This is a genomic window from Cellulosimicrobium funkei, from assembly GCF_900155925.1.
GTDB classification, from domain to species: domain Bacteria; phylum Actinomycetota; class Actinomycetes; order Actinomycetales; family Cellulomonadaceae; genus Cellulosimicrobium; species Cellulosimicrobium funkei.
In genome coordinates this window covers 194,948-212,828 of sequence record NZ_FTMI01000008.1, presented here as the reverse complement: position 1 = coordinate 212,828, position 17,881 = coordinate 194,948, and the positions used below count along the sequence as shown (strand labels likewise).

21 protein-coding genes are annotated in these 17,881 nt (G+C 75.3%); 9 read left to right on the top strand and 12 right to left on the bottom strand.

From position 1 onward, the window contains the following. Positions 1 to 41: 41 nt before the first annotated feature. Complete coding sequence (gene rpmI / locus BXA05_RS18235) at positions 42 to 236, bottom strand: 50S ribosomal protein L35 (protein WP_034653792.1); 195 nt, start codon at positions 234 to 236, stop codon at positions 42 to 44. 108 nt (positions 237 to 344) lie between these two features. Then, positions 345 to 1,313, bottom strand: coding sequence for a translation initiation factor IF-3 (gene infC / locus BXA05_RS18230; RefSeq protein WP_240696753.1), 969 nt, complete (start codon positions 1,311 to 1,313; stop codon positions 345 to 347). A 432-nt stretch (positions 1,314 to 1,745) separates the two neighbouring features. Here infC and BXA05_RS18225 point away from each other — a divergent pair, with 432 nt between their 5' ends. The 6 genes from BXA05_RS18225 (at position 1,746) to BXA05_RS18200 (ending at position 6,484) form a co-directional block, all read left to right on the top strand. After that, a complete protein-coding gene (locus BXA05_RS18225; RefSeq protein WP_081600341.1) occupies positions 1,746 to 2,210 on the top strand; it encodes a Fur family transcriptional regulator in 465 nt (154 codons plus the stop codon). A 113-nt stretch (positions 2,211 to 2,323) separates the two neighbouring features. Continuing rightward, a complete protein-coding gene (locus BXA05_RS18220) occupies positions 2,324 to 3,838 on the top strand; it encodes a catalase (protein ID WP_076406559.1) in 1,515 nt (504 codons plus the stop codon). Positions 3,839 to 3,992: 154 nt separating this feature from the next. After that, positions 3,993 to 4,355, top strand: a complete 363-nt coding sequence (locus tag BXA05_RS18215; protein WP_043659864.1) for a DUF1844 domain-containing protein — start codon at positions 3,993 to 3,995, stop codon at positions 4,353 to 4,355. After that, positions 4,352 to 5,107 (top strand): hypothetical protein, encoded by a 756-nt coding sequence (locus BXA05_RS18210; protein WP_241005853.1) that lies wholly within the window; start codon positions 4,352 to 4,354, stop codon positions 5,105 to 5,107. Before BXA05_RS18215 ends, BXA05_RS18210 begins: the two co-directional genes overlap by 4 nt. Then, entirely contained in the window at positions 5,104 to 5,865 is a 762-nt protein-coding gene (locus BXA05_RS18205; protein ID WP_061267597.1) for a S1 family peptidase, read from the top strand. The genes BXA05_RS18210 and BXA05_RS18205 overlap by 4 nt, the downstream gene beginning before the upstream one ends. Before the next feature lie 94 nt (positions 5,866 to 5,959). Continuing rightward, a complete protein-coding gene (locus BXA05_RS18200) occupies positions 5,960 to 6,484 on the top strand; it encodes a hypothetical protein (RefSeq protein ID WP_051028483.1) in 525 nt (174 codons plus the stop codon). A gap of 72 nt (positions 6,485 to 6,556) precedes the next feature. Here BXA05_RS18200 and BXA05_RS18195 read toward each other — a convergent pair whose 3' ends face one another. The 6 genes from BXA05_RS18195 to BXA05_RS18170 form a co-directional block, all read right to left on the bottom strand. Continuing rightward, complete coding sequence (locus BXA05_RS18195) at positions 6,557 to 7,303, bottom strand: SseB family protein (RefSeq protein ID WP_076406558.1); 747 nt, start codon at positions 7,301 to 7,303, stop codon at positions 6,557 to 6,559. Continuing rightward, positions 7,300 to 8,043 (bottom strand): bifunctional 1-(5-phosphoribosyl)-5-((5-phosphoribosylamino)methylideneamino)imidazole-4-carboxamide isomerase/phosphoribosylanthranilate isomerase PriA, encoded by a 744-nt coding sequence (priA, locus tag BXA05_RS18190; RefSeq protein WP_085951364.1) that lies wholly within the window; start codon positions 8,041 to 8,043, stop codon positions 7,300 to 7,302. The genes BXA05_RS18195 and priA overlap by 4 nt, the downstream gene beginning before the upstream one ends. Before the next feature lie 70 nt (positions 8,044 to 8,113). Continuing rightward, on the bottom strand, positions 8,114 to 8,788 hold the full coding sequence (gene hisH / locus BXA05_RS18185) for an imidazole glycerol phosphate synthase subunit HisH (protein WP_051028482.1): 675 nt from the start codon (positions 8,786 to 8,788) through the stop codon (positions 8,114 to 8,116). Further along, a complete protein-coding gene (locus BXA05_RS18180; RefSeq protein WP_061267595.1) occupies positions 8,785 to 9,297 on the bottom strand; it encodes a hypothetical protein in 513 nt (170 codons plus the stop codon). Before BXA05_RS18180 ends, hisH begins: the two co-directional genes overlap by 4 nt. Further along, positions 9,294 to 9,893 carry an imidazoleglycerol-phosphate dehydratase HisB gene (hisB, locus tag BXA05_RS18175; protein ID WP_009862956.1) on the bottom strand — a complete coding sequence of 200 codons (600 nt, stop codon included), beginning with the start codon at positions 9,891 to 9,893 and terminating at the stop codon, positions 9,294 to 9,296. The genes BXA05_RS18180 and hisB overlap by 4 nt, the downstream gene beginning before the upstream one ends. Further along, on the bottom strand, positions 9,890 to 11,053 hold the full coding sequence (locus BXA05_RS18170; RefSeq protein WP_076406556.1) for a histidinol-phosphate transaminase: 1,164 nt from the start codon (positions 11,051 to 11,053) through the stop codon (positions 9,890 to 9,892). The genes hisB and BXA05_RS18170 overlap by 4 nt, the downstream gene beginning before the upstream one ends. A 304-nt stretch (positions 11,054 to 11,357) precedes the next feature. Between BXA05_RS18170 and adhP the strand changes: the two genes are divergently transcribed. Next, the gene (gene adhP / locus BXA05_RS18165) at positions 11,358 to 12,380 is read left to right on the top strand and encodes an alcohol dehydrogenase AdhP (RefSeq protein ID WP_061267614.1); all 1,023 of its coding nucleotides are present in this window, start codon (positions 11,358 to 11,360) and stop codon (positions 12,378 to 12,380) included. Positions 12,381 to 12,743: 363 nt separating this feature from the next. After that, positions 12,744 to 15,011, top strand: a complete 2,268-nt coding sequence (locus BXA05_RS18160; protein WP_076406619.1) for a RecQ family ATP-dependent DNA helicase — start codon at positions 12,744 to 12,746, stop codon at positions 15,009 to 15,011. Between the two features lie 28 nt (positions 15,012 to 15,039). Here the strand turns inward: BXA05_RS18160 and BXA05_RS18155 are convergent, their stop codons facing one another. Continuing rightward, the gene (locus BXA05_RS18155) at positions 15,040 to 15,495 is read right to left on the bottom strand and encodes a GNAT family N-acetyltransferase (RefSeq protein WP_061267613.1); all 456 of its coding nucleotides are present in this window, start codon (positions 15,493 to 15,495) and stop codon (positions 15,040 to 15,042) included. 65 nt (positions 15,496 to 15,560) lie between these two features. After that, complete coding sequence (hisD, locus tag BXA05_RS18150; RefSeq protein WP_076406555.1) at positions 15,561 to 16,886, bottom strand: histidinol dehydrogenase; 1,326 nt, start codon at positions 16,884 to 16,886, stop codon at positions 15,561 to 15,563. A 133-nt stretch (positions 16,887 to 17,019) separates the two neighbouring features. Between hisD and BXA05_RS18145 the strand changes: the two genes are divergently transcribed. Further along, positions 17,020 to 17,256 carry an RNA-binding S4 domain-containing protein gene (locus BXA05_RS18145; RefSeq protein ID WP_034652908.1) on the top strand — a complete coding sequence of 79 codons (237 nt, stop codon included), beginning with the start codon at positions 17,020 to 17,022 and terminating at the stop codon, positions 17,254 to 17,256. Between the two features lie 28 nt (positions 17,257 to 17,284). Here the strand turns inward: BXA05_RS18145 and BXA05_RS18140 are convergent, their stop codons facing one another. Both BXA05_RS18140 and rpmF read right to left on the bottom strand, forming a co-directional pair. After that, on the bottom strand, positions 17,285 to 17,689 hold the full coding sequence (locus BXA05_RS18140; RefSeq protein WP_076406553.1) for a pyridoxamine 5'-phosphate oxidase family protein: 405 nt from the start codon (positions 17,687 to 17,689) through the stop codon (positions 17,285 to 17,287). Positions 17,690 to 17,747: 58 nt separating this feature from the next. Continuing rightward, positions 17,748 to 17,879 (bottom strand): 50S ribosomal protein L32, encoded by a 132-nt coding sequence (rpmF, locus tag BXA05_RS20810; protein WP_082774420.1) that lies wholly within the window; start codon positions 17,877 to 17,879, stop codon positions 17,748 to 17,750. Between the last annotated feature and the right edge of the window lie 2 nt (positions 17,880 to 17,881).

Below are 17,881 nucleotides of genomic sequence, written 5' to 3'. Positions count from 1 at the left end.
AGGGGTGAGCCGGTCGGTGGCGGGTCCCGCCACCTGCCGGGTCACTTGCCGAGCAGCTTCTTGATGGACTTGACGTCGGCGGGCGAGACCACCTGGTCGGCAGCGAGGCGGCGCTTGCGCTTGGTCGCCTTGTGCTCGAGGTAGTGACGGGCGTTGGTCTGCTCGCGCATGACCTTCCCGGAACCCGTGATGCGGAAGCGCTTCTTGGCACCCGAGTGCGTCTTGTTCTTCGGCATGACTGCCGTCTCTCCTTGTGTCCGGTCAGCCACCTCGCGGTGGCCGACGTGTTCGGGTCCGGGCCGGTGGGCCCGGACCCCGAGCAGGGTCCGTCCGTGGTGCCGGTGTCAGCCGGCCTTGCCGCGCGGCGTCGGCTTGGGAGCCGGCTTGGGCGCGGGGCGCGGGGCGCCCGGCTTCGGCGCGGCGGGCCGGGGTGCTGCGGGCTTCGCGCCGTCCGACGACGCGGGCGAGGCCGCGGGCGTCGGGCGCGGCGCTGCCGGCTTCGAGTCCGCCGCCGGTCGAGCCGCGGGACGCGGGGCAGGAGCCGACCGCGGAGCCGGAGCCGACCGCGGAGCCGGAGCCGACCGCGGAGCCGGAGCGGAGCGCGGAGCCGGAGCGGCCTGCGCCGGGGCCTCGGCAGGGGCGGGCTCCTCGACCGGGGCGGCGGCCTCGACCGCGGCCGTGGTCTCCGTCGCCTCGACCGCGCCGGTGGCCTCGACGGTCTGCGTCTCGACCGTCTCGGGCTCGTCGGTCACGTCCGCGTCGTCGCCGGAGCGCGCAGCGGCGCGCTGGGCGGACTTGGTGAGACGCGGCTCGGCCTCCTGCGCGCGCTTGCGCTGCTCGCTCTTGGCGTCGGCCTTCTTCTTCACCGGACCGAGCACCATGGTCATGTTGCGCCCGTCCTGCTTCGGCATGGACTCCACGAAGCCGAGCTCCGCGACGTCGTCCGCGAGGCGCTGGAGCAGGCGGACACCCATCTCGGGGCGCGACTGCTCACGGCCGCGGAACATGATCATGACCTTGACCTTGTCGCCCGCCGCGAGGAAGCGCTCGACGTGGCCCTTCTTGGTGCCGTAGTCGTGCGGGTCGATCTTCAGGCGGAAACGGATCTCCTTGAGGACCGTGTTCGCCTGGTTGCGCCGCGCCTCACGCGCCTTCATGTCGGACTCGTACTTGAACTTGCCGAAGTCCATGAGCTTGGCGACGGGGGGCCGGGCGTCCGGGGCGACCTCGACGAGGTCGAGGTCCGCGTCCTGGGCAAGGCTCAGGGCAACCTCGGTGCGGACGACGCCGACCTGCTCCCCGCCGGGACCGATGAGTCGGACCTCGGGGACGCGGATCCGATCGTTGATGCGAGGCTCGCTGATGTGATGCTCCTAGGAAGTCGTCGGTAGACCGCCCGGACACGAAGAAGGCCTCCGTCCCTGGCGCAGGGCGGAGGCCATCAGGTCGGGACGTCACGCGAACGCGACGACCACGGCGGAACGGTCCCCGAGGGGCTCGCTCCGGACCAGGACCCGGCCTCTGTCGCGACGTGAGTCGGCGGTCGAAGCCCGGGTGGGATGTCATCCACTTGCGCACCCGCACGTCTTCCCCACCACCCGGAACCGGGCGGTGCAGACACGAACGGGTCGGTCAGCTGTCAAGGATAGCAGAGCGGCCGTGCAGGTCGAGCCGACCGCACCCGTGGACATCTGATCCGATCCATCAATGGAACTCTTCCAGAATAGGGGGGTAGAGTGGGCGCCATGACCACAGGAGCGACGTCGACCGCGGGCACCGGCCTCGAGGACGGGCCCCGCCGCGCACGCCACGAGAGCGAGCTCCGCGACCACGGCCTGCGCGTCACCGCCGCACGCCTCGCCGTGCTCGACGCCGTCGAGGTGCAACAGCACGCGGACGCCGACGACGTGCTGCGCGCCGCGCGCACGGCGCTCGGCTCCGTCTCCGTCCAGGCGGTCTACGACGTCCTGCACACGCTCACCGACAAGGGGCTCGTGCGCCGCATCGAGCCGGCCGGGCACCCGGCCCGCTACGAGCGCCGGCTCGGTGACAACCACCACCACGTGGTGTGCCGGGGCTGCGGCGCCGTCGCCGACGTGGACTGCACCGTGGGCCACGCCCCGTGCCTCACCCCCAGCAGCACCGCGGGGTTCCGGATCGACACCGCCGAGGTGACGTTCTGGGGACTCTGCCCGGACTGCGCCGACTGACCCCGCACCACCCGCTCCGGGGCCTCGTGCACCCGGAGCGCGTCCGTTTCCTCACGGATGCACTGTTTGAGAACGCCAGACGAGCCGTACCCGCGGCTCACGGAAGGAGACCCATGACCGCCCCCTTCACCACCACGAACGCCGGCGCCCCCGTCGCCTCGGACGCCCACTCGCAGTCCGTCGGCGCCGACGGCCCGATCGTCCTGCACGACCACTACCTCGTCGAGAAGCTCGCCCAGTTCAACCGCGAGCGCGTCCCGGAGCGCGTCGTGCACGCCAAGGGCGGCGGTGCGTTCGGCACGTTCACCGTGACCCAGGACGTCAGCGCGTACACCCGCGCGGCGCTGTTCCAGCCCGGCACGACGACCGAGATGCTCGCGCGCTTCTCCTCCGTCGCCGGCGAGCAGGGCTCGCCCGACACCTGGCGCGACCCCCGCGGCTTCGCGCTGAAGTTCTACACGACCGAGGGCAACTACGACCTCGTCGGCAACAACACGCCCGTGTTCTTCCTGCGCGACGGCATCAAGTTCCCCGACTTCATCCGGTCGCAGAAGCGCCTGCCGGGCTCGAACCTGCGCGACAACGACATGCAGTGGGACTTCTGGTCCCTCTCCCCCGAGTCGGCGCACCAGGTGACCTGGCTCATGGGTGACCGCGGCCTCCCGTCGAGCTGGCGCCACATGGACGGGTTCGGCTCGCACACCTACCAGTGGATCAACGCGGCGGGCGAGCGGTTCTGGGTCAAGTACCACTTCAAGACGCAGCAGGGCATCAAGAACCTCACCGCGGACGAGGCCTCGCAGCTCGCCGGGTCGGACTCGGACCACCACATCCGCGACGTGTACGAGCACATCGAGGGGGGCGACTTCCCGCGCTGGACGCTCTCGGTCCAGGTCATGCCGTACGAGGACGCCAAGACCTACCGGTTCAACCCGTTCGACCTCACGAAGGTGTGGCCGCACGCCGACTACCCGCTGATCGAGGTGGGCGTCATGGAGCTGAACCGCAACCCGGAGAACTACTTCGCGCAGATCGAGCAGGCGACGTTCGCGCCGAGCAACTTCGTGCCGGGCATCGCGACGAGCCCGGACAAGATGCTGCTCGCGCGCATCTTCTCCTACGCCGACGCCCACCGGTACCGCGTGGGCACGAACCACGCCCAGCTCCCGGTGAACGCGCCGCACGCCGCGGCCGAGGCCGGTCACTCGTACGCGAAGGACGGGTCGATGCGCTACTCGTTCTCGTCGGCGACCACGCCGGTGTACGCGCCGAACAGCCGCGGCGGCGCGCACGCCGACCCGGCCCGCGCGGCGGAGTCCGCCGGCTGGGAGGCCGACGGCGAGCTGACGCGCAGCGCCGCGACGCTGCACCCGGAGGACGACGACTTCGGCCAGGCGGGCACGCTCTACCGCGAGGTCTTCGACGACGCCGCCCGCGCGCGCTTCCTCGAGACGATCACGGGCCACGTCGGCGCCGTGCGCAGCGAGGACATCCGCGAGCGCGCCGTGCAGTACTGGACGTACGTCGACGCGAACCTGGGTCGCGAGCTGCGTGCAGCCCTCGCCGCCGCGGACGCCCCGCTCGAGGGCGGCCAGCCCGGGACGGCCGCGGAGCCGGTCCGCGTCTGACCCGTCGTGGCCGCCCTGCGGGGCGGTCGCACCCCGTCGGCCGTCGCCCCTCGCCGGGGGCGGCGGCCGACGTCGTCCCCGGCCCGGGGCGCGTCGGCCGTCCTTCTCGCGCACCGGGCCACCGCTCCCGCCGTCGGATGGAAAGATGGTCGCCATGAGTACCGAGAACGCCGCCGTGCCCGACCCCACCACCGACGCGGTGCGCGACATCGCCGACGTGGCCGCCGTGGAGGTCATCACGTCCGCGGCCGTCCACCTCATGAGCGCCGCCGCCGTCAAGTGCGGCCTCGCGGAGGACGCGCAGGAGCAGGGCCACCTCGACCTGGACGAGGCGCGCAAGCTCATCAACGCGCTCGCCGCGCTCGTGACGGCGAGCGCCCCCGACATCGGCAACCAGCACGCCCGCTCGCTCCGCGACGGGCTGCGCTCGCTCCAGCTGGCCTTCCGCGAGGCGTCGGTCTACCCGGACGCCCCGGGCGAGGGGCCGGGCGAGAAGTACACGGGCGCCGTGAGTTGAGCACGCCCCCGGTCCCGCCCCCGCACGGCGGTCCCGCGGGCCCGCCGCAGCCGCCCGAGAGCGTGCCGCGGGGCACCCCGGCCGACGCGGTCCCGGCGGCCCGACCGGGCGCCGTCGGGCCGCCGTCGTTCGCGCCGGCGGCCGGCCCCGGGGGTGCCGCACCCGGGGCGGCGTCCGCCACGGCGACCGCGCCGGGCGACGGCGCGCCGGCGAGCGACGACGCCGCGGCGACCCGGCCGCGTCGGCGTCGCGGGGCCGTGGTCGCGGTCGTCGTGCTCGCGCTGGCCCTCGCCGCGGCGCTGGGCGTCGGCGCGTACCTGTGGCTCACCACGACGCGCTGGCAGGAGACGAGCGCCGGGTGGGAGGCGCAGGCGCGCGGGCTCGGGCAGGACGTCGCGCAGCTGCGCACCGAGCTCGACGGCGCGAACGCGGAGCTCGAGTCCGCGCGCACCCAGCTTACCGCCGCCCAGGACCGCATCAGCGACCTCGCCAACGAGAAGGCCCAGCTGGGCGACGAGAACGAGGCGTCCCAGCAGTACCTGGACTACCAGAGTCGGGTCTCGGACGCCGCGGGCAAGGTCGCGGCCGCGCTCGGGCAGTGCACGACGGCGCAGACGCAGCTCATCGGGTACCTCAACAACCGGGACGCCTACGACCCCGCCGACATCGACCGGTTCGCGGACCAGGTCGGCGTGCTCTGCCAGGAGGCCACCGACGCGAACGCCCAGCTCCAGCAGGAGCTCGCCGGATGACGCGCCGCCCGTCCCGGCGCGCGGCGGTGCGCGTCGTCGGCGCGCTGCTCGGGCTGTCGCTCGCGGGCGGCTCGCTCGGCGCGTGCGGCGTCCTGCCGGAGCTCCCCGAGCCGGTGCCGGGCTCGGTCGTGCCGTCGCTCGTGGCGCCCGACGACCCGGCCGGCTCGGAGAACCTCTCCCCCGACGGGTTCGACGCCGTCCAGCGCATGGCCGTGCGCATCCGCAACGTCCGGTGCGACGGCCTGTCCACCGGCTCGGGGTTCGCCGTCGACTCCCGGACCCTCATCACCAACAAGCACGTGGTCGACTCGTCGCGCTCGCTCCAGCTCCTCACCTACGACGGGCGTGACATCGCCGCCCAGACGGCGAGCGTGGCCGGTCTGGCGGACCTCGCGATCGTCCGGACCGCGGAGGACCTCCCGTCCGCCCCGACCCTCGCCGCCGCCGACCCGGCGCCCGGCGACGCGGTGACGGTCGTCGGGTACCCCGAGGGCGGGCGGCTCACCGTGACGCAGGGGTCGGTCATCGGCACGACGACGGACCCGCTGCACGAGAACCTCGGCGAGGTGCTCGTCACCGACGCCCCCGTCGAGCCCGGCAGCTCCGGGTCCGCCGCGCTCAACGAGGCGGGCGAGGTGATCGGCGTGGTCTACGCGAAGACGTCGACGGAGAAGTCGCTCCTCGTGCCCGTGAGCACCCTCCAGACGATGCTCGGCGACGAGTCCGCGTTCACGGCCCTCCCGGAGTGCGACGCCTGACCCGTCCGGGCGCCCGTGCACCGACGGCCTCGACGACGAGGCGGTGCGCGCGGTTCCCGCGCGCACCGGGGGGCCCAGGTCTACCCTTCGTGCCATGAGCACACACGCGAGCTCGGACACGCCTCCCGTCGACCCGGCGCACATCACCCACGCGGCGCGCGACACGCTCACCGTGCGTCGCGTCTTCGGGGAGTCGTACGAGCGGGACGGCACGCTCGTCATCCCCGTCGCGACGGTCTGGGGCGGCACGGGATCCGGCTGGGGGTCCGGCGCCGGCGAGCTCTCCGGCAAGGGCGCGGCGGACTGGCGCCGTCGCGTCGGTGCGGCGGCCCGCGGGGCGGACGCCGGTCCCGACGACGGCACCGCGGACGGCGGCTCGACGTCCGACCCGGGCTCCGGCAACGCCGGGGGCGAGGCGGGCGGCGAGGGCTCGGGCGGTGGCGGCGGGTTCGGGGTGCGCGTCGTCGCGAAGGGCGTCTACGTCGTCGACGACGCGGGCGTGCGCTGGCAGCCCGCCCTCGACCTCAACCGCGTGATCCTCGGCGGGCAGGCCCTGGGCGCGGTCGTGGCGTTCTCGGCCGCGCTCGCGTGGGGCCTCAGCCGCCTGCGCCGGCGCTGAGCCCGGACCGCGCTGCCCGCCGACCCGTACGGCCGACGCGTCCGCGCGGGCCGGACCAGGCGGACGACCGCCTCAGTCGGCCCGGCCGACGCGGAGCTCGAGCCCGTCGACGCGCTCGGACACCACGGCGTCCGTGGCGAGCGCGGCGTTGACCTGCCCGAGCACGGCGTCGAGACCGGCGCGGTCGAGACCGGCGTCGATGCGCAGGACCACCGCGACCTCGGCCCGGCGGCCCGGCTCGGCCCAGACGCGCGCGACGTGCGGCACGCCCGCGAGCGACCCCTGCACGGCGGCGAGCACCTCCGGCACGACGACCCCGTCGACGACCGCGGGCGACCAGTCCTTGCCCTGCGCGAGCGCCCACACGGCCGGGCGTGGCACGAGCGCGGTGACCGGTCCCGCCGGGTCGAGCACGAGGAGCGACCAGTCCTCGCTCACGGCGGACAGCGCCGCGCGGCGCGCGTCCACCGGCACCGGCCGCGCGCTCGCGCGCCAGGCCGCCATCGCCGCGACGGACGTGAACACGGGCAGCGCGCGGCGCCCGTCCGGCGCCTCGATGGCGACGACCCCCGCCGACGCCTCCTTGTCGACCGTGTGCCCGTGCTCGCCCTCGCCCGCGCTCTCGAGCTCGGCGAGGATCGGCACGAGCACGCGCGTCTCGCCGAGTCGCGCGACGACGTCGGACAGCGAGGCCGAGCCCGCGGCGTACGCGTCGAGGAGCCCCGCGAGCGCCGGGTCCGCCGACCCGTCGTCGCCCGCGAAGCCGGACGACGGCGGGAGCGCCTTGCCCGGGCCCGCGGGCTCGTGGTCGGTCGTCACGGCCGGCCCGCGACGTCGAGCGCCTGCGGGAGCGTGAACGCGCCCGCGTAGAGGGCCTTGCCCACGATCGCGCCCTCGACGCCGGCCGGCACGAGCGAGCGCAGCGCCTCGAGGTCCTCGAGGCTGGAGATGCCGCCGGACGCGACGACGGGCGCGTCGGTGCGCGCCGCGACGTCGCGCAGCAGGTCGAGGTTCGGGCCGCGCAGCGTCCCGTCCTTGGTCACGTCCGTGACGACGTACCGCGCGCACCCGGCGGCCTCCAGGCGGTCGAGGACCTCCCACAGGTCTCCGCCCTCCTGCGTCCACCCGCGCGCGGCGAGCGTGGTGCCGCGCACGTCGAGCCCGACGGCGATCGCGTCGCCGTGCTCCGCGATGACCTTCGCCGTCCACTCGGGGTTCTCCAGCGCCGCGGTGCCGAGGTTGACGCGGCGCGCGCCGGTGGCGAGCGCGCGCTCGAGCGACGCGTCGTCGCGGATGCCCCCGGACAGCTCGACCTGCACGTCGAGGCGCGCGACGACGTCGGCGAGCAGCTCCGCGTTGGAGCCGCGGCCGAACGCGGCGTCGAGGTCCACGAGGTGGATCCACTCCGCGCCGCCGGACTGCCAGTCGAGCGCGGCGGCGAGCGGGTCGCCGTACGAGGTCTCGGAGCCCGCCTCGCCCTGGACGAGGCGGACGGCCTGGCCGTCGGCGACGTCGACGGCGGGGAGCAGCACGAGGCGGTCGGTCACGAGGGTCTCCATCGGTGTAGGCGGTGGCGCGTCGCTCGCGCCGGGTGGTGCGCGCCGGGCGTGTGCCTCGGCGCGCGGACGGTCAGAGCGAGCGGACCCAGTTCTCGAGCAGGGTCGCGCCGGCGTCGCCCGACTTCTCGGGGTGGAACTGCGTCGCGGACAGCGGGCCGTTCTCGACGGCCGCGACGAAGCGGCCACCGTGCTCGGACCACGTGACGAGCGGTCGGCGGACGGGCGAGTCCGCCGGGAGGTCCTGGCCGGTCGTGAACGACCGGGCCGCGTAGGAGTGCACGAAGTAGAAGCGCTCGTGCTCGACCCCGCGGAACAGCACGCTGCCCTCGGGCACGTCGACGGTGTCCCAGCCCATGTGCGGCACGACGTCGGCCTCGAGACGGTCGACGAGGCCCGCCCACTCCCCGAGCCCGTCGGTGAGCGTCCCGTGCTCGTCGCCCTGCTCGAACATGACCTGCATGCCCACGCAGATCCCGAGGACGGGCCGCCCGCCGGCGAGCCGCCGGCCGACGATCTCGTCGCCCCGCACGCCGCGCAGACCGGTCATGACCGCGGCGAACGCGCCGACGCCCGGGACGACGAGCCCGTCCGCGTCCTGCGCGCGCGCCCGGTCCGCCGTCAGCTCGACGTCCGCGCCGACGCGCTCGAGCGCGCGCACGGCCGAGCGGACGTTGCCGAACCCGTAGTCGAGCACGACGACGGACGGGCGGCGGGCGGCGGGCGTCGCCGCGGTGGGCTCGGTCATGCGCCGTCCTTCCGTGCGCGCCGCGCCGCCGACGTGAGCAGGCGCATCGCCTTCCAGCGCGAGATCGACGAGCTCGCCACGACGCCGTCCTGGTCCGCGAGCGTCGTCGTGCCGGTGAGCAGGTCCTCGAGCGACTCGGGCGCACCGCCGAGCACGAGGCCCGGCGCGAGGGTGTCACCCTGCACGCCGTCCGCCCAGCGCGTCATCGTGAGCTGCTCGCCGCTGCGCTCGACGAGCACGAGCGGCACGCCCTTGACGAGGGTCGTCAGAGCGGCGGCCGCGTGCGCGGGCGCGTCGCCTGCGGGGTCGCGCAGCACCGCCACGGCACCGACGTCGGTCGGGACGACGTCCGCCTCGACCTGCGCGAGCGAGCACGCCGCCGCGAGCGGCTCCGCGCCCGCGATCTGCGTGATGAGCGCCACGAGGTCGGGGACCGCCGAGGCCGTCAGCGACGAGAGGTCGTCGGGGATCTCGACGCCGTCCAGGCCGTCGTCGTCGTGCGTGCTCACAGGGCTCCCTTCGTGGACGGGACGCCCTCGACGCGCGGGTCCGGCGCGACGGCGGCGCGCAGCGCCCGGGCGAGCGCCTTGAACTGCGCCTCGACGATGTGGTGCGGGTCGCGGCCCGCGAGGACGCGCACGTGGATGCAGATGCCCGCGTGGTGGGCGATCGACTCGAGCACGTGCCGCGTGAGCGACCCCGTGAAGTGCCCGCCGATGAGGTGGTACTCCTGCCCCTCCGGCTCGCCCGAGTGCACGAGGTACGGCCGCCCGGACACGTCGACGACGGCGAGCGCGAGGGCCTCGTCCAGCGGGACCGTCGCGTCGCCGAAGCGCCCGATGCCCACCTTGTCGCCGAGCGCGACGCGCAGCGCCTCGCCGATCGTGATCGCGACGTCCTCCACCGTGTGGTGCGCGTCGATGTGGGTGTCCCCCGTCGCGACGACCTTGAGGTCGATGAGCGAGTGCTTGCCCAGCGCCGTGAGCATGTGGTCGTAGAACGGGACGGTCGTCGAGATCTCGGTCCGTCCGGTCCCGTCGAGGTCGAGCTCGACGAGCACGCTCGACTCGGACGTCGCGCGCTCGACGCGCGCGGTGCGCTTCACAGTCCTGCCACCTCCACGAGGGCCTGACGGAAGGCCCTCATCTCGTCGCCGGTGCCGATCGACACCCGCAGCCAGCCGTCGGGACCAGTCTCCCGGATGAGCACGCCCCGCTCCAACAACGCCGCCCAGACCGCGTGCCGGTCCGCGAACGTGCCGAACAGGACGAAGTTGGCGTCGGACTCCGCGACCTCGACCGGACGGCCGTCCGGGTGCCGCAGCGAGCGCAGCCACGCGACGGTCTCGTCGCGGCGCTCGCGCAGCGCGGAGACTTGCGCGAGCAGCTCGCCCGAGTGCGCGAGGGCCGCGCGCGCGACCGCCTGCGTCACCGCCGACAGGTGGTACGGCAGGCGCACGACGCGCAGCGCGTCGACGAGCTCGCGCGACGCCGCGAGGTACCCGACGCGAGCGCCCGCGAGCGCGAACGCCTTGGACATCGTGCGCGTCACCGCGAGGTTCGGGTAGCGCTCGAGCAGCTCGAGCGCCGACGGCGTCCCCGCGCGCCGGAACTCGCCGTACGCCTCGTCGACGACGACGACGGCGGGCGCCTCCTGCCCCCCGGGGAGCGGGACGCGCACCGCGAGCGCCGCCTCGCACACCGCCTCGACGGTCGCGGCGGGCAGCGCCGTGCCGGTCGGGTTGTTCGGGCTCGCGAGCAGGACGACGGACGGCTGCTCGCGCGCGATCACCTCGCGGGCGTGCTCCGGGTCGAGCGTGAAGTCCCCCGCGCGGCGCCCGACGACCCAGGCCGTGTGCGTGTCGCGCGCGTACTCCGGGTACATCGAGTACGTCGGCGCGAAGGAGACGGCCGTGCGCCCCGGGCCGCCGAAGGCCTGCAGCACGTGGAGCATGATCTCGTTCGAGCCGTTCGCGGCCCAGAGCTGCTCCGCCCCCAGCGCGACGCCCGCCTCCGTCCCGAGGTAGGCGGCGAGGTCGGAGCGCAGGCCGAGGAAGTCGCGGTCGGGGTAGCGGTTCAACCCGGTGGCGGCGTCGTGCACCGCGCGCGTGATGGTCGCGACGACGGCCTCGCTCGGCGCGTGCGGGTTCTCGTTGACGTTGAGCAGGACCGGGACGTCGAGCTGCGGCGCGCCGTACGGCTCGACGCCGGCGAGCTCGGGGCGCAGCGGGAGCAGGGGTCGTCCCGCGACGGAGGGTGGGGTCACTCCCCCAGTCTACGAAGCGTGGACGCGCGGCCGCCCGTGACGTCCGGCACGCGGGCACCCGGGACGACGGGCACGCGGCGGTCCCCCAGGACGGTCGGCGAGCGGTCGGCCCGCGGTCGGCCGGGACGGTCGGCCTCGCCGACGAGAGGCGGAGGTCCCGACCTGGGCGGACGTCGGTCGCCGGTCCGGCCGTCCGGGGCGCCGGAGCGGCGTCGCGCGCGTAGCGTCGAGAGGGAAGGGAGGACCGTCGGCAGGGTCCTCCTGGCCCTCTCCCCGAGAAAACGAGGTGATCCCCGTGCCCGCCATGCGTGCCGCCGTCGTCCGCTCGTTCACCGACCCGCTGGTCGTCGAGGAGCTCGACGTCCCGTCGCCCGGGCCCCACGAGGCCCTGGTCAAGGTCGACTACACCGGCGTGTGCCACACGGACCTGCACGCCGCGCACGGCGACTGGCCGGTCAAGCCCGCTCCCCCGTTCGTGCCGGGCCACGAGGGCGTCGGCACGGTCGTCGCGGTCGGCGACCAGGTCACGCGCGTGCGCGTGGGTGACACGGTCGGCAACGCCTGGCTGTGGAGCGCGTGCGGCGAGTGCGAGTACTGCGAGACGGGCTGGGAGACGCTGTGCCCGCAGCAGAAGAACGGCGGCTACTCGGTCGACGGCTCGTTCGGCCAGTACATGCTCGTCGACTCGCGGTACTGCCCGGTGATCCCCGACGGGGTCGACCTCTCCGCCGTCGGGCCGATCCTGTGCGCCGGCGTCACCGTCTACAAGGGGCTCAAGGTCACCGACACCCAGCCCGGCGAGTGGGTGCTGGTCTCGGGGATCGGCGGCCTCGGGCACATCGCGGTGCAGTACGCGGTCGCGATGGGCCGCCGCGTCGCCGCGGTGGACGTCGACGACGAGAAGCTCGCGCTCGCGCGCAAGCACGGCGCGGAGGTGACGGTGAACGCGGCGACGTCGCCCGACGCGGCGGCCGAGATCCGCGAGAAGACGGGCGGTGGCGTCCACGGCGCGCTCGTCACCGCCGTCAACGCGCACGCGTTCCCGCAGGCCGTGGGGGCGCTGCGCCGCGGTGGCACGGTCTCCCTCGTCGGCCTCCCGCCGGAGAAGTTCCCGCTCGACATCTTCACGACCGTCCTCTTCGGCCTGACCGTGCGCGGGTCGATCGTCGGGACGCGCAAGGACATGGCCGAGGCGCTCGACTTCTTCGCGCGCGGCAAGATCAAGCCGACCTACACCGTGCGTCCGCTCGACGACATCAACGCGATCTTCGCCGAGATGGAGGAGGGGCGGATCGACGGGCGCGTCGTCATGGACATGCGCTCCTGACGTCGGGCCGCTGCCCCGTCGTCCCCGGCCCGTGACCCCCGACCGGGTCGCGGGCCGGGGCTGTGCACGACGGCCCGAGGGTCGGCGGGTGCGCCTACGATCGTGCGGGTGAGCCCCACCGACCCGTACGCCGACCTGCCCTTCGACCCGGCCGACGAGCCGCCGCTCGACGAGCCCGCCGACCCGTTCGGCGACCCGTGGGCGGGGGCGGCGCCGCAGGCACCGGCGGCCACGGCTCCCGCCGCGCGCACGGCCGGCGGCGAGGTCCCGGGCGCGGGCGCCCGGGGCGACGACCCCGCGCCCGACCCCACGCCCGTTCCGGCGGCCGACGGCGGCGAGGCCGCCAAGCGCGCCAAGCTCGCCATGCTGCGCGGCCTCCTCGACGGGCAGTCGCTGCGCGAGGACGCCGAGACCGCGCTGCGCGCCCTCGTGGGGCGCGACGACGCGACGCTGCGCGAGGACCAGTGGCGCGCGATCGAGGCGCTCGTGGCGTTCCGCCGTCGTGCGCTCGTCGTGCAGCGCACCGGGTGGGGCAAGTCGGCCGTGTACTTCGTCGCGACCCGGCTGCTGCGCGACCGCGGCGCCGGCCCGACGGTGATCGTGTCCCCGCTCCTCGCGCTCATGCGTGACCAGATCTCGGCCGCCGCGCGCGCCGGGATCAAGGCGGTGACGATCAACTCGGCCAACGTCACGGAGTGGGACGACGTCCACCGCGCGATCGCGGACGGCGAGGTCGACGTCCTCCTGTGCTCGCCGGAGCGGCTCAACAACCCCGGCTTCCGCGACGAGGTCCTCCCCCGGCTCGCGGCCGACGCGGGCCTCGTCGTCATCGACGAGGCGCACTGCATCTCGGACTGGGGCCACGACTTCCGGCCGGACTACCGGCGCATCCGCACCCTGCTCGCCGACCTGCCGCCCGGCATCCCGGTGCTCGCGACGACCGCGACGGCGAACGAGCGCGTGACCGCCGACGTCGCGGAGCAGCTCGGCGTCACCGCGGCGCACACCGCGGGCGGGGCCGCCGGCGACGTCGCGGGCGGGGCGGCCCACGAGGACGTGCTCGTCCTGCGCGGCGGCCTGGACCGCGAGTCGCTGCACCTCGCCGTGCTCCGCCTGCCCGACCAGCCGACGCGCGTCGCGTGGCTCGTCGAGGCGCTCCAGGACGTCGACGGCTCGGGGATCGTGTACTGCCTCACCGTCTCCGCCGCCGAGCAGGTCGCGAGCCAGCTCCGCGCCGCCGGTCTCGCCGTGGCGTCGTACACGGGCCAGACGGACCCCGCCGAGCGCGAGCGGCTCGAGGAGGACCTCAAGGAGAACCGCGTCAAGGCGCTGGTGGCGACCTCCGCGCTCGGGATGGGCTTCGACAAGCCGGACCTGGCCTTCGTCGTCCACCTCGGGGCGCCGAGCTCGCCGATCGCGTACTACCAGCAGGTCGGGCGCGCGGGCCGTGGCGTGGACTCCGCCGTCGTGGTGCTCCTGCCGGGCGAGGAGGACCGCCGCATCTGGGAGTGGTTCGCGTCCACCGCGTTCCCGCCGCAGGACCAGGTGCGCGCGACTCTCCACGCCCTCGGCGCGGGCGGCACGCAGTCCGTCGCGCAGCTCGAGACGCAGGTCGACCTCAAGCGGTCACGCCTCGAGGGGATGCTCAAGGTGCTCGACGTCGACGGCGCGGTCCGGCGCGTCAAGGGCGGCTGGGAGGCGACCGGTGAGCCCTGGACGTACGACGCGGAGCGCTATGCACGCGTCGACGCCACGCGCTCGGCGGAGCAGCAGGCGATGCTCGACTACGAGGCCACCGACGGGTGCCGCATGGCGTTCCTGCGCGCCGCGCTCGACGACCCGGAGCTCGAGGACGGGTGGCGGTGCGGCCGCTGCGACACGTGCGGCGGCGTGACGCTGCCCGCGCTCCCCGACGCGGAGGCCGTCGCCGCCGCGCGCGCCGACATGGACCGCCCCGGCGTCGAGGTCGTGGCCCGTCGGCAGTGGCCGAGCGGCATGGACCGCCTGGGGCTCGACCTGCGCGGGCGTCTGGGTGCGGACGAGCTCGCGGAGACCGGGCGCGCGGTCGCGCGCCTCGACGGGCTCGGCTGGTCCGCGCCGCTGCGCGAGCTCTTCGCGGCCACGACGCCCGACGGCGACACCCCCGTCGCGCTCCGGCGCGCCGCCGCGCGCGTCCTCGACGACTGGGCGGAGCTCTACGAGTCCGCGCCGCAGCCGGACCCGGGGACCGGGGCCGACGATGACACCCCCGACGGCACCGCCCCGGCCGAGCGGCGGCTCCTCGTGGACGGCGTCGTCGCGGTCCGCTCCGCGACGCGTCCGCGGCTCACGTTCCATCTGGCGAACGGGCTCGCGAGCTACCTCGGCAAGCCGCTCATCGGCGCGGTCGGGCCGGTCCCGGGCCGCGAGGAGCCGGGCCGGCACGACGTGAACTCCGCGACGCGCCTCGCGGGCGTCGCGGGCCGCCTCCAGCTCGAGCTGTCGGACGCCGCGCGCGCGGGGCTCGCCGGCCGCCGCGTGCTGCTCGTCGACGACTACACCGAGTCGGGCTGGACCCTCACAGTCGCGGCACGCCTGCTGCGCCGCGCCGGGGCGGCGGCGGTGCACCCGTTCGTGCTCGGGGTGCGCTGACGCGGGCTCGGCCCGGCGACCGGGCGCGTCACCAGCGCAGGCGCAGCTCGGTGTACGTCGTGTCCACGAAGCCGAGCGACCGGTAGAGCGGCTCGCCCTCCGGCGTCGCGTGGAGGGACACCGAGTCCGCGCCCGCCGTGCGGGCCCAGTCCAGCGCCGCTCCGACGCACGCGCGACCGAACCCCCGGCCCCGGTCTCCTGGGTGCGTGCAGACGTTCGACAGGTGCGCCGTCGTGCCGCGCGGGTTGCGCGCCGACGGCGCGGACCGGTGCAGCTCGACGAGCGCGCACGCCGCGAGGCGTCCCGGCGCGTCGACCACGAACGCGACGACGTCGGTCGTCGCGAGACCCGCGGCGAACCACGCGCGTGCCCGGCCCTGCCACGTCGGGTCCTCCGCGCCGGGCTCGCCCATCGCGCGCATGAGGTGCACGCGCAACGACACGAGGTCGGCCGCGTCGCGCGGGACGGCACGTCGCACCCGCACGACGGCATTCCGCGCGGAGACCCCGTGCGGGACGCCGTCGAGCGGCGCGCCGGACCGACCGGCGGTCACAGGAACCGCGCCCGCACCGCCTCGCCGTGCGCCGGGAGGTCCTCGTCGTTCGCCACGGCGACGATCCGGTCCGCGAGGTCCTCGAGGGCGTCGCGGTCGTACTCGACCACCTGGACGGCCTTGACGTAGCTGTGCACGCCGAGCCCGCTGGAGAAGTGCGCGCAGCCGCCCGTCGGCAGCACGTGGTTCGAGCCGGCCATGTAGTCGCCGAGCGAGACCGGCGACCAGGGCCCGACGAAGATCGCCCCCGCGCTCGTGACGCGCTCGGCGAGCTCGGCCGCCCCCGCGGCCTGGATCTCCAGGTGCTCCGCGCCGTAGGCGTCCACCACCTGCAGCCCGTGCTCGAGGTCGTCGACGAGCACGATCGCGGACTGCGGGCCCGCGAGCGACTGCGCGACGCGCTGCGCGTGCTTCGTCGCGGTCACGAGGTCCGCGAGGCGCGCCTCCACCGCGGCGGCGAGCTCGACCGACGGGGTGACGAGCACCGCGGCGGCCAGCGGGTCGTGCTCCGCCTGGCTGATGAGGTCGGCCGCGACGTGCCCCGGGTCCGCCGAGGCGTCGGCGAGGACCGCGATCTCGGTGGGGCCCGCCTCCGCGTCGATGCCCACGACGCCTCGCACGAGCCGCTTGGCCGCCGCGACGAAGACGTTGCCGGGGCCCGTCACCACGTCGACCGGCTCGCACAGCACGTCGCCGTCCTGCGGCTCGCTGCCGGCCGCACCGTACGCGAACATCGCGACAGCCTGCGCCCCGCCGACGGCGTACACCTCGTCGACGCCGAGCAGCGCGCACGCCGCGAGGATCGTCGGGTGCGGCAGGCCGCCCCCCTCACGCTGCGGCGGTGATGCGACGGCGAGGCTCGGCACGCCCGCCTCCTGCGCCGCGACGACGTTCATCACGACGGACGACGGGTAGACGGCCAGACCACCGGGCGCGTAGAGCCCGACGCGGCGCACGGGCACCCACCGCTGGCGGACCTGGGCGCCCGGCGCGACCTGGACCGTGAAGTCCTGCGGGCGCTGCGCCGCGTGCACGAGCCGGACCCGGCGGATCGACTCCTCGAGCCCTGCCCGGACCTGCGGGTCGAGCGCCGCGAGCGCCGCGGCGATCTCGTCGGCCGGGACCCGCAGGTGCTCCGGCCGCACGCCGTCGAAGCGCTCGGCGTACTCGCGCAGGGCCTCGGCCCCGCGCGTCCGCACCGCCTCGAGGATCGGCGCGACCCGATGCGCCGCGTCCTCCACGCCGACCTCTGCGCGCGGCAGGGCCTCGGCGAGCTCGCGTGCGGACAGGGAACGCCCTCGGAGATCGATGCGGGAGATCATGCGACGAGTCTAGGAGCCCGGGAGGCCCGCGACGAGCGCGTTTCGCCCGCCGGTCGTCTTGGTGGCCCGCGCCGGGCGCGTTCTCGTCGGGAGTCGTGTCGTCGCGGCACGCGGCGCCGGGGAGAATGGCGTCATGAACGCCTCCGACGACGCCCGCCCGGTCGAGATCTCCGACGACGTCATCCGCCTCGGCCAGTTCCTCAAGCTCGCCGGGCTCGCCGAGTCCGGCGCGGAGGCGCGCGAGCTCGTCACCGAGGGCGAGGTCCGCGTGAACGGCGAGGTGGACACGCGCCGGGGACGCCAGCTGCACCGGGGCGACGTCGTCACGGTGGACCGGCCGCAGGGCGGGGAGAGCGCGACCGTCGCCTGAGCCGCGAGTACGACCCGCCGGGCAGGGGTCAGGCCATGTACGTCGAGGCCATCACCTTGTCCGGCGTGAGGCGCAGCACCACGCGCTCCGGCTTGGGCGTCAGCGGGCGGTAGCGGCGGGCGTAGCGCGCGACGGCGTCCGCCACCTCCTCCGCGTCCTCGACGACCTCGATCGTCCCCTCGAGCGTGAGCCACCGTCCGCCGTCGACCTGGCACACCGCGGCGCGCGGGTGCGCCCCGTCCGGCCCGGTCCGGCGGGCGTTGCGCGCCTTCACCGACCCGCGGTTCGTCGTGATCCGCACGACGCCCGCGTCCGGGTCCCAGGTGAACGCCACCGGGACGACGTGCGGGCTCCCGTCCTCGCGCAGGGTCGTGAGCGTGGCCAGGTGCCGCTCGGTGACGAAGACGCGCTGCTCGGGGTTGAGTCGGATCACGCTCGCGAGTCTAGGCGCGGCCTGCCCGGCACCGGCCGGAGCCGTCTCGTGCCGGTCGTCACACGACGCCGCCGACGAGCCGCAGCGGGTGCGCCGTCCTGCGTGCGCCGCAGCGCGGGCAGGACGGCACCGCCCGGGCGGTGGCACCGTCTGCGCGGCGGGACCGTCTGCGCGGCGGGACCGTGCGCAGTG

Bases quoted from the DNA above. Each gene is read 5' to 3' on its own strand.
- rpmI (WP_034653792.1), bottom strand. From the start codon at position 236: ATGCCGAAGAACAAGACGCACTCGGGTGCCAAGAAGCGCTTCCGCATC.
- BXA05_RS18225 (WP_081600341.1), top strand. From the start codon at position 1,746: ATGACCACAGGAGCGACGTCGACCGCGGGCACCGGCCTCGAGGACGGG.
- BXA05_RS18220 (WP_076406559.1), top strand. From the start codon at position 2,324: ATGACCGCCCCCTTCACCACCACGAACGCCGGCGCCCCCGTCGCCTCG.
- BXA05_RS18215 (WP_043659864.1), top strand. From the start codon at position 3,993: ATGAGTACCGAGAACGCCGCCGTGCCCGACCCCACCACCGACGCGGTG.
- BXA05_RS18205 (WP_061267597.1), top strand. From the start codon at position 5,104: ATGACGCGCCGCCCGTCCCGGCGCGCGGCGGTGCGCGTCGTCGGCGCG.
- BXA05_RS18200 (WP_051028483.1), top strand. From the start codon at position 5,960: ATGAGCACACACGCGAGCTCGGACACGCCTCCCGTCGACCCGGCGCAC.
- priA (WP_085951364.1), bottom strand. From the start codon at position 8,043: ATGGAGACCCTCGTGACCGACCGCCTCGTGCTGCTCCCCGCCGTCGAC.
- hisH (WP_051028482.1), bottom strand. From the start codon at position 8,788: ATGACCGAGCCCACCGCGGCGACGCCCGCCGCCCGCCGCCCGTCCGTC.
- adhP (WP_061267614.1), top strand. From the start codon at position 11,358: ATGCGTGCCGCCGTCGTCCGCTCGTTCACCGACCCGCTGGTCGTCGAG.
- BXA05_RS18160 (WP_076406619.1), top strand. From the start codon at position 12,744: ATGCTGCGCGGCCTCCTCGACGGGCAGTCGCTGCGCGAGGACGCCGAG.
- hisD (WP_076406555.1), bottom strand. From the start codon at position 16,886: ATGATCTCCCGCATCGATCTCCGAGGGCGTTCCCTGTCCGCACGCGAG.
- BXA05_RS18145 (WP_034652908.1), top strand. From the start codon at position 17,020: ATGAACGCCTCCGACGACGCCCGCCCGGTCGAGATCTCCGACGACGTC.